General features: G+C 62.2%; 15 protein-coding genes. 6 read left to right on the top strand and 9 right to left on the bottom strand.

Annotated features, from left to right (window positions below; all coding sequences use genetic code 11):
• Window positions 1-3: 3 nt before the first annotated feature.
• Window positions 4-774 carry a hypothetical protein gene (locus tag PW947_RS07135; protein ID WP_299630410.1) on the bottom strand — a complete coding sequence of 257 codons (771 nt, stop codon included), beginning with the start codon at window positions 772-774 and terminating at the stop codon, window positions 4-6.
• Window positions 775-994: 220 nt separating this feature from the next.
• Between PW947_RS07135 and PW947_RS07130 the strand changes: the two genes are divergently transcribed.
• Both PW947_RS07130 and PW947_RS07125 read left to right on the top strand, forming a co-directional pair.
• Entirely contained in the window at window positions 995-1,555 is a 561-nt protein-coding gene (locus tag PW947_RS07130) for a hypothetical protein (protein ID WP_299630409.1), read from the top strand.
• Window positions 1,539-2,228, top strand: coding sequence for a hypothetical protein (locus tag PW947_RS07125; protein WP_299630407.1), 690 nt, complete (start codon window positions 1,539-1,541; stop codon window positions 2,226-2,228). Before PW947_RS07130 ends, PW947_RS07125 begins: the two co-directional genes overlap by 17 nt.
• 105 nt (window positions 2,229-2,333) lie before the next feature.
• Here PW947_RS07125 and ispH read toward each other — a convergent pair whose 3' ends face one another.
• On the bottom strand, window positions 2,334-3,278 hold the full coding sequence (gene ispH / locus PW947_RS07120) for a 4-hydroxy-3-methylbut-2-enyl diphosphate reductase (RefSeq protein WP_299630406.1): 945 nt from the start codon (window positions 3,276-3,278) through the stop codon (window positions 2,334-2,336).
• Between the two features lie 427 nt (window positions 3,279-3,705).
• On the opposite strand from ispH, the gene PW947_RS07115 reads away from it, so the two are divergent.
• Complete coding sequence (locus PW947_RS07115) at window positions 3,706-4,881, top strand: glycosyltransferase (RefSeq protein ID WP_299630405.1); 1,176 nt, start codon at window positions 3,706-3,708, stop codon at window positions 4,879-4,881.
• A 115-nt stretch (window positions 4,882-4,996) separates the two neighbouring features.
• Here PW947_RS07115 and PW947_RS07110 read toward each other — a convergent pair whose 3' ends face one another.
• Complete coding sequence (locus tag PW947_RS07110; RefSeq protein WP_299630404.1) at window positions 4,997-5,500, bottom strand: hypothetical protein; 504 nt, start codon at window positions 5,498-5,500, stop codon at window positions 4,997-4,999.
• Between the two features lie 178 nt (window positions 5,501-5,678).
• Entirely contained in the window at window positions 5,679-6,689 is a 1,011-nt protein-coding gene (gene hpnA, locus PW947_RS07105) for a hopanoid-associated sugar epimerase (protein ID WP_299630403.1), read from the bottom strand.
• 151 nt (window positions 6,690-6,840) lie between these two features.
• On the opposite strand from hpnA, the gene PW947_RS07100 reads away from it, so the two are divergent.
• Window positions 6,841-7,137 (top strand): acylphosphatase, encoded by a 297-nt coding sequence (locus tag PW947_RS07100; protein WP_299630402.1) that lies wholly within the window; start codon window positions 6,841-6,843, stop codon window positions 7,135-7,137.
• Window positions 7,138-7,197: 60 nt separating this feature from the next.
• On the opposite strand, the gene egtD is transcribed toward PW947_RS07100, so the two are convergent.
• Window positions 7,198-8,184, bottom strand: a complete 987-nt coding sequence (gene egtD / locus PW947_RS07095) for an L-histidine N(alpha)-methyltransferase (RefSeq protein ID WP_299630401.1) — start codon at window positions 8,182-8,184, stop codon at window positions 7,198-7,200.
• 511 nt (window positions 8,185-8,695) lie between these two features.
• Here egtD and rarD point away from each other — a divergent pair.
• On the top strand, window positions 8,696-9,586 hold the full coding sequence (gene rarD, locus PW947_RS07090) for an EamA family transporter RarD (RefSeq protein ID WP_299630399.1): 891 nt from the start codon (window positions 8,696-8,698) through the stop codon (window positions 9,584-9,586).
• Window positions 9,587-9,605: 19 nt separating this feature from the next.
• Here rarD and PW947_RS07085 read toward each other — a convergent pair whose 3' ends face one another.
• Window positions 9,606-10,136, bottom strand: coding sequence for an Mpo1-like protein (locus tag PW947_RS07085; RefSeq protein ID WP_299630397.1), 531 nt, complete (start codon window positions 10,134-10,136; stop codon window positions 9,606-9,608).
• 88 nt (window positions 10,137-10,224) lie between these two features.
• On the opposite strand from PW947_RS07085, the gene PW947_RS07080 reads away from it, so the two are divergent.
• A complete protein-coding gene (locus tag PW947_RS07080; protein WP_299630395.1) occupies window positions 10,225-10,968 on the top strand; it encodes a Crp/Fnr family transcriptional regulator in 744 nt (247 codons plus the stop codon).
• Window positions 10,969-11,103: 135 nt separating this feature from the next.
• Here the strand turns inward: PW947_RS07080 and PW947_RS07075 are convergent, their stop codons facing one another.
• The 3 genes from PW947_RS07075 to PW947_RS07065 all read right to left on the bottom strand — a co-directional run bounded on the left by PW947_RS07075 (window position 11,104) and on the right by PW947_RS07065 (window position 12,696).
• Window positions 11,104-11,526, bottom strand: a complete 423-nt coding sequence (locus tag PW947_RS07075) for a hypothetical protein (RefSeq protein WP_299630394.1) — start codon at window positions 11,524-11,526, stop codon at window positions 11,104-11,106.
• Window positions 11,527-11,675: 149 nt separating this feature from the next.
• On the bottom strand, window positions 11,676-11,936 hold the full coding sequence (locus tag PW947_RS07070) for a hypothetical protein (protein ID WP_299630392.1): 261 nt from the start codon (window positions 11,934-11,936) through the stop codon (window positions 11,676-11,678).
• Window positions 11,929-12,696 (bottom strand): DNA/RNA non-specific endonuclease, encoded by a 768-nt coding sequence (locus PW947_RS07065; RefSeq protein ID WP_299630390.1) that lies wholly within the window; start codon window positions 12,694-12,696, stop codon window positions 11,929-11,931. The genes PW947_RS07070 and PW947_RS07065 overlap by 8 nt, the downstream gene beginning before the upstream one ends.
• Between the last annotated feature and the right edge of the window lie 94 nt (window positions 12,697-12,790).

Raw genomic sequence — 12,790 nt, 5'->3', positions numbered from 1 at the left:
GTGTTAACCGTTTTCGTCTTCTTCTGTCAGAAGGAGATCGATCTGGGCTTTGAGCCTGGTTTTGTCTGATGCGTAAAAGGGCGTCGGGATCAGGAGCCAGGCTCGACGCGAGCCGGGAAGTCGAACCGGAATGCGGTCCAGCTCGCGCTCGGTATTGTCAGCGCTGTCAGTCACAAAGGAAGCAGTCGGACGATTGTTATCGCTGGTGTTGGACTGCACGTCTGCCGGCATCGAACGGAATGTTGCGTCGGCATCCTCCACTGGGTCGAACGAAGTGTCTTCCGCCGCGATCTGATTGTCCTCTTTGAAATAATCAACGAAGTCTACGGACCGCTTGAAAACACTGATTGCGTTGTCCGCAGCCTGATCGATAAACCCGCGTTGGATCAAATCGTATTTGAGATTCGCGTCTGAAGGGAGACCTGACGCATATTTGTCTAGCAAGTCTGCGTAAAGGGACGGACAACGCAGAAAACGGATCAGAAGCGTGCGTCTTAGGGCTTCTTCCGGCGCGAATTTGTAGGACTCCACCTCTCTACTTACCGCCAACGAGCCTTCTTTGGGGCGCGCGAGTAGACCGTAGTAGCGCAGCGATGCAAGCGCGCTGAGCGCGGCTCCGCTGTTTGCGCTCTTGTAGCCGATATTTTGCGCGACGACGTCGGCCGGGGCGGCGTGCAACCGCTCCTTTCCATATGCTTTCAGTGCGCGGTCGAGCGCTTCGTCGAGAGCGAGTGACGGTGCCCGAGGGCTTTTTTTCCGTGGGACTTCGTTCATCAAGCCTCCGTAATGCGAAGTAGTCGGTTTGCAGAATCAGTTTAGCATGTGCTCGGTAGATGGAATTTAGCTTTCCGGAAAGCATAAATTTTTTGAGACCGAATTTACGTGCTCAAATGGCTAGAATCAATCTTTTCCAGATACTATTCACAATTCGCGAATTGCGAATGCATGGGGAATTTCTGCAAACGCGATAGAATTCTGGATTCGCGAATCACGAATGAAGGGTGATATGCCTAAAATTGGAGGACGGCAGCCTGTCCTTAAACCACAAGATGTCGTCTTGTGTGCAAAGCTGTCTGCAAACAGTGAGCGGTGGTACACGTTCGCGGAATTAGGGCGCGAGTTGTATATGTCGGCGTCTGAGGTCCATGCTGCCGCTCAGCGCGCGCGAAGCTCGCAACTTGTCATCAACGACGAGGAAGGCCTCGCGGTTTCACGCGCAGCTTTTGAAGAATTCCTGCTCTACGGAATCAAGTACGCATTCCCGGCGCAAACGGGACCGATGACGAGAGGAATGCCGACGGGCGTAGCCGCTCCTCCACTTGCCCAGCAATTCGATCAGACGGTGGACCTGGCACCCGTTTGGCCGGACGCGGACGGTACGGTCCGCGGTATCAGCTTCGTGCCGTTGTACCCGTCGGTTCCGGCCGCCGCACGTCTTGACCGGCGTCTATACGAAATACTTGCGTTGATCGACGCGTTAAGGGGCGGCGCCGCACGAGAGCGTGAAGCAGCTGCGGCGGCGTTGAAGGAATACATCTATGACGGGCACCTTTGATCCGAATGCGGTGATTCTCGAGCAGGCGGCGGACGCGCTTCGTCCGCTACTCGACGAACTGGTGCTGGTTGGCGGTTGCGCGGTTGGGCTGCTGATAACCGACCTTGCACGTCCTCCGATTCGTCAAACGATCGATGTTGACCTGGTGACGGAGGTCGCCCCAAAGACGAACTATTACCCGTTCTGCGACCGGTTGCGTGGTCTTGGTTTTCGCGAAAGCACAGACCTGATCTGCCGGTGGGAACGAGAGGGATTGATCATCGACGTCATGCCTGTCGATGAAACAGTACTTGGGTTTTCCAACCGCTGGTACGGCGTCGCCGTACAAACCGCGATGACGCGCTCACTGCGTAATGGCCTGGTCATTCGACACGTTTCTGCACCCGCTTTTCTCGCTACGAAACTGGAGTCGTTCTATGCACGAGGCGAAGGCGACTATTTGCATCACGATATCGAAGACATCGTCAATGTGATCGATGGCCGGGAGTCGCTTGCGGATGAGGTCGACGCCGTTCCGGCGCACCTGCGCGCGTTTCTGAGAGAGGAGTTCGATGATCTGCTTGCCGATCGACGTTTCGTCGATGCGTTACCCGGGCACTTCCGTCCTGATCCGATGGATCAAATCCGGGTTCCGCTCGTTGTCTCTCGCCTTCGGCGGCTGGCAGGCTTATGAAAACTAAAGCTGCGGCGAGAACCGTGGCGGCACCATAAACCCCCGCGCCATAAAAAAAGGGCAACGGTTTAACCCGTCGCCCTTTTTCCGTCGACCTCTACAGGATCACACCGCGCGTGCGGCGAGCGCCTGTGTCAGCTTTGCCGGCAGCTTGAATTCCACTTTCTCTTCACGGCCTGCCATGGTCGTGACGTCGACGGTTCCCAATGCGCGCAGCGCATCGATGACGTTCTTGACCATTTCTTCCGGTGCCGACGCACCCGCCGTGATGCCGATGGTTTCCGCATGCGCGACCCATTCCGGCTTCACTTCCGAACCATCGGCGACCAGATAACTCGGCACGCCCGTTTCGCCGCCGATTTCGCGCAGCCGGTTCGAGTTCGAGCTATTCGTCGCACCAACGACCAGCAGCACGTCGACCTGCTTGCTCAGTTCGCGCACGGCGGCCTGGCGATTTTGCGTTGCGTAACAGATGTCGCGCGTGTCAGGACCGACGATGTTGGTGAAGCGGCGCAGCAACGCATCGATGATGCCGCGCGTATCGTCCACCGACAACGTGGTCTGCGTGACGTACGCGAGCGGCGTATCGACGGGAAGGTCGAGCGTCGACACTTCGGCTTCGCTCTGAACCAGCAGCACTTTGCCCGGAATCTGGCCGATCGTGCCTTCGACTTCCGGATGGCCCGCGTGACCGATCAGGATCAGCGTGCGACCGGCGCCGACATACTGGCGACCTTGCACGTGAACCTTCGTGACCAGCGGACACGTCGCGTCGAGCACGTCGAGATCGCGCTGTTCGGCAGCACGTTCGACAGTCTGCGCAACGCCGTGGGCGCTGAAAATGGCCACCGCGCCGTGCGGGACTTCGTCGAGTTCTTCGACGAATTTAGCCCCTTTCTGGCGCAGATTCTCGACCACGTGACGATTGTGGACAATTTCGTGGCGCACATAAACCGGTGCACCGTGTTGTTGTAACGCTCGATCGACAATTTCGATCGCCCGGACAACCCCCGCACAAAAGCCACGAGGTTGAGCAAGGATGACTCGCATAGGTTGGCGAACTCCGACTGACGCGGTGTCGACGAAGCCGTATTGATACGACCTGACGCCGCGACTTGATATTAATTGATGTCTTTAATACCGACGTGAGCCGGCGCACCAAAACCAAACGCGCATTCTATCGCTATTGCGCGCCCTTTGCTTTCGTGCCGCACGCCCGCCGCCGCGGGGTGTCGCACATCATCCACGCTGCATCGGCGGGGCGGAACCCTTACACTATCTGGCCCTGCGGTGATTGCTTACAGCCGCATTACTGAATGAGTCCCGAGGCTTTGCACGTGAAAGTCGATCAGCAAAAATTTCCGATCCCCGATGCATCGCGACGTGATGCAAGCGTCCGCGCGCGGCGTCACCCATCGAATCCGCAGGTTGGCACGAATAATATTGTTGCGCACGCTTTGTCCGCACAGGAGTGCGCATGATCGCGGCATGTCTGTTTCTGGCCGGTTGCGTATCGCTGCTGATCTGGTGCGTTCTGCTGTTCGCACGCGGCGGTTTCTGGCGCGCGCGCCCGGCCGCGCCGTTGGCGCCCGCCTCGCGTGATGCATGGCCGGGCGTCGCGGTCGTCGTTCCCGCGCGCGACGAAGCAGACGCGATCGGCGAAGCGGTTGCCACGTTGCTGACGCAGGACTATCGCGGCGCGTTTCACGTGATCGTCGTCGACGATCACAGCACCGACGGCACCGCCGACGTCGCGCGCGCCGCCGCGTTGCAGCTTCAATGTCCGGACCGGCTGACGGTGCTGAGCGCCAAGCCGCTGCCGCCGGGCTGGTCGGGCAAGGTGTGGGCGCAATCGCAAGGCATCGAAGCGGTGCGCACGCTCGGTCTCGACGCCGGTTTCCTGCTGCTCACCGACGCCGATATCGGTCATCCCGCCGACGCCGTCACGCAACTCGTCACCCGCGCCGAAGCCGAACAGCGCGATCTGGTCTCGCTGATGGTGCGGCTGCGTTGCGATTCGTTCTGGGAAAAGGCGCTGATTCCGGCCTTCGTGTTTTTCTTCGCGAAGCTGTATCCGTTCTCGTGGGTCAACAATCCGCGCAACAAGACGGCGGCGGCGGCGGGCGGTTGCATGCTGGTGCGCCGCAGCGCGCTGGAAGAGGCGGGCGGCATCGAATCGATCCGCGCGGAACTGATCGACGATTGCAGTCTCGCCGCGCGCATCAAGCATCGTGGCACGGGCCGTCACGCCATTCGGCTCGACGTCGCGGCGCAGAGCGTTTCGCTGCGTCCGTACGACAGCTGGCGCGATATCTGGAACATGATCGCGCGCACCGCATTCACGCAGCTTCACTATTCGGCGTGGTTGCTGGCCGGCACCTTGCTCGGCATGACCATCATTTATCTGGTGCCGCCGGTCGTCGCGTTGCTGCTCGGACCGTTGGGCTGGCCGGCGTGGCTCGCGTGGGCGGCGATGTGCTGCGCCTATGCGCCGATGCTGCGCTACTACGGCCGTTCGCCGTTGTGGGCGCCGTTCCTGCCGCTGATCGCGCTGTTCTACGTCGGTGCGACGTTTGCGTCGGCGCTGCGGTACTGGCGCGGCAAGGGCGGTCAATGGAAAGCGCGGGTTCAGGCGCCGGTTCGCGAACAGTAAAACGCTCGCGCACATACGTTCACGCATGAAAAAAGCCGCGCTCGATGCGCGGCTTTTTTTCGTCGGTACGACGGCTGTCGGGCCGATCGTTCGCGTTCGCGTTAGCGTCCGCGGCTCAACCTTGCGTCAACAGCATGTACAACTGGACCGCGACTTCCGGCGACAGCGTGAACGGCACCCAGCCGTGGCCGGTGTGACGCAGGATCAGCAGACGATCGCCGTTCGCGCTTTTCTGCACGGCCATTGCGGGGTTTTTCGTCGACACGAACCGCCAGCCCGGCGGCACGTTCGGCGGCGGTTCCGGCTGCATCGATGCACGCGCGTTCGCGAGTTCTTCGATCAGTTGACCGATCTGCTCGGTATGCAGACGCACCGTCTGATCGCCGATCGTCATCGTGATTTCGTCTTGCGCCGGGCGCGCGATGGCCAGCGTGGGCATCGCGGCAGGCGCGGCCTCGACCGGTTCTTCCGGCAAAGCGGCGGCGGGCGATTCCACCGGCGGGTCGGCCGGCAGCGCTTCGGGATGGACTGCGGATTCCGGCTGTCGCGATGCGTCCGATGCGTCGATCAGTTGATCGATGCCCATCTCCAGCGCACCGATCTGTTCATTGAGATTCATGCGAGATTTCTTTTCTTGATAGCGTTAGCAGCGGGATTTTACCTGCTGCGCGCGGGCCTTCCGTTTTGTCGGACGTTCGACCTTGTAACAAAGTCTAGCGTTCGGCAAGAACCGGAAAGCCTTTTGCGCGAGATCATGCATGCGCGGCGGGTGCCGCGACGCGCACGGACCCGGCGCGTTACTTCGTCAGATAGCCGGCTTCGCGGAACCACGTGATCGCATCCGCGAGACCTTCGCGGTAGGGCCGCGCGCGATAACCGAGTTCGCGCTCTGCCTTCGCCGACGAAAAATACATCTTGTTGCGCGACATCTTCAGTCCGTCGACGGTGACGAACGGTTCCTTGCGCGTGAACCGCGCGACGAATTCCGCGCCCGCCGCGATCGGGTAGAGCGGCCAGCGCGGCAATGCGATGGTCGGCGGCTTGCGATTGGTCAGCGCTGCGATGTCGGCGAGCATCTGCTGTAGCGGCAGATTTTCGCCGCCGAGAATATAGCGCTCGCCGATCACGCCGCGCTCCAGCGCCAGAAAATGACCCATCGCGACGTCGTCGACGTGCGCGAGGTTCAGACCGGTATCGACGAACGCGGGAATCTTGCCGGTCGCGGCTTCGACGATGATGCGGCCGGTCGGCGTCGGCTTCACGTCGCGCGGACCGATCGGCGTGGACGGATTGACGATCACGGCGGGCAGGCCGTCCTGCGCGATCATCCGTTCCACGGCACGCTCGGCCAGCACCTTGCTGCGCTTGTAGACGCCGATCGCCTGATCGGCGGTCATCGGCGAGGTTTCATCGACCGGCTTGCCGGACGGCGTCACCTTCAACGTCGCGACGCTGCTCGTATAGACGATCCGTTCGACGCCTTCCTTCAACGCCGCGCGCATCGTGGCCTCGGTGCCTTCGAGATTCGCGCGCTCGATTTCGCCCGGATCGGGCGCCCACAGCCGGTAATCCGCGGCGACGTGCAGCAGATAGCGCACGCCGCGCAAGGCCGCGCGCATCGACGCTTCGTCGCGCATATCGCCGACCACAACCTCCGCGTCGAGCGCGTCCACGTTGGTCCGCGAACTGGTTGCGCGCACCAGCACGCGGACGGCGAATCCTTTCTGTTGCGCGATGCGCGCCACCGCCGAGCCGACAAAGCCGGACGCCCCGGTGACAAGTACGAGATCGCGAGATTGATCGGTCATTCTTTTCCTGATTTATCCTGGTTGCTGCATGACTATCGTCGAAGTCGTCGGATTGTACGTGGGCGCACGCGATGTCGCCGTCACGCGCCGCACGCTTCTTGCGAAGACGCGTCTAGAATGCCCGCTTGAAATATTGTCAGGAGAGGACGGCATGACTGGCCCAGATCTGGACTCGCGGATCGAAACGTATTACGTGCGTGTGCGCGGCGTCGTGCAAGGCGTCGGCTTTCGCCACGCGACCGTGCGTCAGGCGCACGCGCTCGGTATCAAGGGATGGGTGGCGAACCTCGAAGACGGTTCCGTCGAGGCGCTGCTGCAAGGTCCGGCCAATCAGGTCGACCGGATGCTGTCGTGGTTGCGCCACGGACCGCCCGCCGCGCGCGTGTCGGAAGTGACCGGCGAGGAGCGTTACACCGAAAAGCGCTACGAGCGATTCGAACAGCACTGAACGATCGCGGCGCCGCGCATCAAACGCGGCACCGCGAGGTCGTCCCGCGCTAGCGCGCGCTCAACGCGCTACCAGCAAACTTTCCGCAAAACCCCAGTCGCGCTCGATCCATTGATGGCTGCACGTGAAGCGCGCGTCGTACGCGATCGCGGGCACTTCGTCGGCGCGATATTTGTGGCTGCTTTCGGTCCAGATCGTTTCGCCCGCTTCGAGGCTGACCGTCAGCTGCGCGGCGCGAACCTGCGCCGTCACGGGTTCCTTCGCGCGAAGATGCATCTCGATACTGCGCGCGTCGCGATTGAATCGGGCGACGTGCTCGAACTTGTCGAGCGGGAAATTGCCGTCCAGTTCGCGATTGATCCGCGCCAGCAGGTTCAGGTTGAACGCCGCCGTCACGCCGACCGCGTCGTCGTAGGCGGCGATCAGCGTGTCCACCGGCTTGTCGAGGTCGGTGCCGAGCAGCAGCGCGTCGCCGGGCGCGAGCATCGTGCGGATATCGCGCAGAAAACGGGTCGCCGCGAGCCGCCCGAAGTTGCCGATCGTGCTACCGAGGAACAGCACCAGCAGGCGCTCGTTGGCGGCGCGGTTCTGGCTGACTTCCGCGAGACCGGCCAGATAATCGCGCTCGTAGCCGACAATCGAAATCCGTTCGATATCGCCGAGTTCGCGTCGGCACAACTGCAACGCACTGCGAGAAATTTCAATCGGGCAGTAAGAAGTCGGGCGCTTTTTACACAGCGCTTCCAGAATCCGGCGCGTTTTGCGGCCGCTGCCGCTGCCGAGTTCGGCAACAGTCACATCGTGCGGCAGATGCGCGACGATGTCGGCGGCGTGCTCGGTCAACAGACGCTCTTCGGCGCGCGTGACGCCGTATTCCGGCAATACCGTAATCACTTCGAACAACGCGGAACCGACTTCGTCATACAGATACTTCGACGGCAATTCTTTTTGCGGCGCCTTCGACAGACCGGCGCGGACGTCGGCAACAAAGTCGGCTTTGGCGCGGTTGCGTTCAAGCAGTTCATGCGACAGGGCAGGCTGAATCATGCTGTCTCCAGTGAATACGTGCGACGCTTCGGGGTCGGCACGGGTGGATGCAGACGCGTTAAACCACAGCGCGCCGGCAGCGAAGAGGGCGGACGGCAGGTCCGCAAGTCGGCGTCCAAGCCCGGCACGAAGATCGAGACCGGGCCAACTGTTTAGCAAGAACCGCGCTTGGGGCGCGCGTATCTGCGAAAGGGCGCGCTCGCAGCCGATCCGGCGGCGGCTGCACGCGTGCGCAGTGAAGTTATGTTCTAGACCATCGATCGTCGCTCTGCCGGAAAAAACGCCTGCTTCGCGTCGCGATGTGTGTCGAAACGTCTAGAATGCCGGCTTGATTTTGATCCGAACAACGAGCGCGCTGAAGGCATTGTGCGGTGCGGTGCATGACGTCAGCGTGACGTCGGCATGATCCGCGCCGGACCGAACCGGCCTGTGCAATGCGCGCCGAATCCATGAGACCTGTCCGTATGAAAGAAGCCAGCGCCGCGTCACGCGATTCCCGGCGGAACCGTCGATGAATCACTATCAGCCGGGACGCGGCATCGCGCTGTCGGTGGGCGCGTCGGCGATGTTTGCGTTGTTATCCGCATACGCCAGACTGCTTGCGCCGCTCACCGGACTCGACATCTTCGCGTGGCGCGTGATCTGGACCGTCCCATTTACCGTGTTGCTGCTCGCGCAGCGCAAGCGTTTGACGCTGCTGCGCGATCTGGTGATGCGCGCGCTGGCCGAACCGCGTCTCGGCGCGGCCGTGCTGGCGAGTGCCGCGATGCTCGGTTTGCAGTTATGGGTGTTTTTGTGGGCGCCGCTGCATGGGCGCATGCTCGAAGTGTCGCTCGGCTATTTTCTGTTGCCGCTGATCATGGTGCTGGTCGGGCGCTTCTACTATCGCGAGCGGATCGACGGCTTGCAGTGGCTTGCGGTCGGCTGCGCGGCGGTCGGCGTCGCGCATGAGCTGTGGGCGACCGGCGCGTTTTCGTGGCCGACGCTGCTGGTCGCGTGCGGCTATCCGCCGTATTTCGTGTTGCGCCGCAAAATCAACGCGGATTCGCTGACCGCGTTCGCGCTCGACATGCTGTTGCTGCTGCCGGTCGCGCTTGTGCAAGTCGGTTGGGGCGGTTCGCTGTCGTTGATCGGCGGGCGACTCGACATGTGGTTCGTGTTGTTGCCGGGACTCGGCGCGTTGAGCATGATCGCGCTGGGATCGTTTCTGAAAGCCAGCCGGTTGCTGCCGATCGCGCTGTTCGGCATTCTCGGTTATGTCGAACCGGTATTGCTGGTCGCGGTATCGGTGACGATGCTCGGTGAAACCTTGAGCTCGCAGCAACTGGCCACTTACGTGCCGATCTGGATCGCGGTCGCGTTGACGGCGCTGCACGGCGTGCGTTTGCTCGCGCCGCGTTGAGCAGGGCGGCGCGCGTCGGTCAAAGCGTTGCGCGCCGGTTGATTCGCGTCGGGCCGACTTGCGCATCGATCGATTCGCGCAGCGCCGGTCGCCAGCCGATTCCGAACAGCGCTTCGGCAAGCACGAACAGCGGCCCGATCGCGAGGCCGATCACATCGTCGACGAACGCGGGTTTGCGATGTTCGTACGCGACGTGTCCGACGAACTGAAACGCCCATCCGGTCACGAACAGGCCGATGCCCGTCGCCGCCCACGCAAGCGTGCCCTGCGCGGCGAGCCATTCCCCGAAACCGACGCATACCGCCGACACCACCGCCATCATCAGGCCGAGCGGCACATCGAGCGCGATGTAATAGACGGTCGCCGCGCCGAACAGCAGCCACGCGGGCGAGACCATCAGCGCCGACGCGCCCAGCGCGATCGACGGCCGGCTCAACAACACGGCGAGCGCGAGCACGATCATCGGAATGCCGACGAAATGCGTGGCGATATTGCGGCTGTCGCGATGGTAGGCCGCGTATTGGGTCAGGTGGTCGGTCAGCGTTCTCATGGATGTCGCTCCTTCTTCAAAGTCATCATAATCGCGGCCAATCGCTTTTCAGACTTTCGGGTAGCCGACAATCGAGCACGACGCCGTTATGACTTTTCCTCACGCAGTGCGCGCGACGCTCGACCGCAGCGGCTGGTTTCGCGCGTTGCCCGATGCGTTGCGCGAATCGCTGCTCGCGCATGGCAGGGTGCGTGCGCTCGCGGCGGGAGAGCGGCTGTTCATGCGCGGCGACGCGGACGACGGTCTTTACTGCGTGCTCGACGGGATCGTGCGGATCGGCGCGGCGAGCGTCGCCGGACGCGAGGCTTTGCTCGCGGTGATCGAACCCGTCAACTGGTTCGGCGAGATCGCGCTGTTCGACGGTCGTCCGCGCACGCACGACGCCTATGCCGAACGCGAATCGCGCGTGTTTCACGTGTCGCGCGCGGCGCTTGCCGCGTTGCTGGCGCGCGAGCCGCATCACTGGCATGCGTTCGGTTTGCTGGTGACGCACAAGCTGCGGCTTGCGTTCGATGCGATCGAGGAAACCGCGTTGTTGCCGGCGGCGCAGCGTGTTGCGCGCCGCCTGCTGCTGATGGCGCGTGGATTCGATGCGGGCGACGCCGACGATACGTCGCGCGATGCGCAACACGCACCGGCGTTTGTGTCGATGCGACGCGTATTGAAAGTGCCGCAGGAGGATCTGGCGATGATGCTCGCGTTATCGCGTCAGACCATCAATCAGGTGCTCAAGCAGTTCGAAGCGCAAGGCGCGCTCGCGCTGCGTTACGCCGAAATCGAAATCGTCGATCCGGACACGCTCGCGGCGCTCGGCGGTTTGCCGCGCGCATAAAAAAGGCGAGTCCTGAGACTCGCCCTCCCTAACGACACGGCCCGCTCTGACGGCGTTGTCGCGATACCGGTTGCAACGGCTCAACCCCGGTTTCGCGACGACGCGCGGCAGGCTCGCGCCCTCGACCGATCCACGTTATGGCATCTTCGTGGTGGCGATCGGCGCCGGCTGCGCGTTGGCTTCTTTGTCTACGCCATTGCTGGCTTGTTTGATCGCGTTGTGTGCCGGTTTCGTGTTGCCGACGTGGTTCGCCTGATGTGCCGCAGCCCTGTCGGGTTGCGCGGCTTCCGGCCTGGCGGCGTTGGTCTTCCTCGCGTGAAGATTCGTGTCAGCGTGATGCCCGATGGTGCGCGATGTGTCCAGCCCGGACGGTCCGGAGAGAGGCGAATTCGCCAGCCCGTTTTGCGCGCTCGTGCCAGCCTTCAGATTGGCTTGCCCGGCTGCCTGCGTCGACGGTTGAGCCTGCCATTGCAGCGCGGCGACCGACGGTGCGGCGATTTGCGCGAACGCGGTCGAAGCCAGCAACGTGCCGGCAAGCGTGGCGAAAATCATCTTCATGTGAAACTCCTCGTGGGACATCTGAATCGCACCGATATGCATCGGCGCTGCCGGTTTAACGTTGACCGGATGACACGAGTTGACCGGGCCACCTTACTAATACGTAACGGCGCGTAACGGCGGCAACAACTCGCCGCCACCGCACGCCGCTAGTTGAACGGATTGTCGACGACGCCGGGTTTGGCGTCCGGTTCGTCGGCGATCCGTTCGGGCAGGGCGGCTTGCCCCTGCAATTCCGCCACCACGCTGTCGAGCGCCTGTTTCAGCGCGAGCGCCGCCTTCAGCCCGCGCTTGTCGCGCGTGAGTTCGAGCGTGCCCGCGATCACCACGCGCGTCGTGCCGTTGGTGACCGTGAGCGCATCGCCCTGGACATTCAGTACGTCGTCGTCGTTCGAATAGGCTTTAAACACCTTTGAGTCCTCCTGGACGCTGATCTTTCAGCGAGTCGGGAATGCCGGGGAAGCGGATGCCGCTGGCTGCTTCGAGCTGGTGAATCGATTGCAGCGAGTAGTCGCTGGTGGACACATTGTCGACCACGATCGCGAATGCGAGTTTTTTCGACGGGATGTAGACGACCTTGAACAGTTGGGTCGGCACGAAGACGCGCGTCGGTCCGATGGTTTGCAACTGCTTGCCGTTGAACATCGGGCCGGTGACGACGTAGGTGTCGTCGTATTTCACCGCGAGTTTGCGCACCGCGCTTTCGATCCGCGACCACAGGCGCTGATTGTTCTCACGATCCTGCGGCACGATGTTCGCAAGCGAAAACGATTGTGCCATTGCCTGCGGGTTCCACCGGTTTCCGGCCGGACTCATATGACCGCGATCGAAGCCGCTGCGTTTGTAGTCGGCCAGCGTCGCGCCTTCGCCGTCGGGCAAACGCGCGTCTTCGAAGAACTTGTTGGTGCGCACCATCGCTTTGGCGGCTTCGATGTGATCGCGCGTCAGATGTTCAGCGGACCACAACGGTCCGTGCGTGACACCGGAATGCAGGACCGCGAAATCGGAATAGCAGAGCAGGCGCGTCTTCGGCGCCATTTTCGCGTTGCTGAGTTCCGGCCATTGGGCGTTGGGCGTGAAATCGGTGCAGGATGCGGCGGACGGCGCGGCGAATGCGTGCGTTGCCGATGCGGCTAACGCGACCAGCAGGGTGGCAAACCACTTCTTCATGTGAGGTGACGATGCGCGAGAACGAGGGGCGCAAAGTATAGCCGCGGCAAGCGAAGATCGCGGGCAAAAAAAGAGCCGCATTTCGCGGCCTCAA

This window comes from Paraburkholderia sp. (genome assembly GCF_028283785.1).
In the GTDB taxonomy this organism is placed as follows: domain Bacteria; phylum Pseudomonadota; class Gammaproteobacteria; order Burkholderiales; family Burkholderiaceae; genus Paraburkholderia.
The sequence above is the reverse complement of the archived record's forward strand: the minus strand, read 5'-3'. Positions and strand labels throughout refer to the sequence as shown.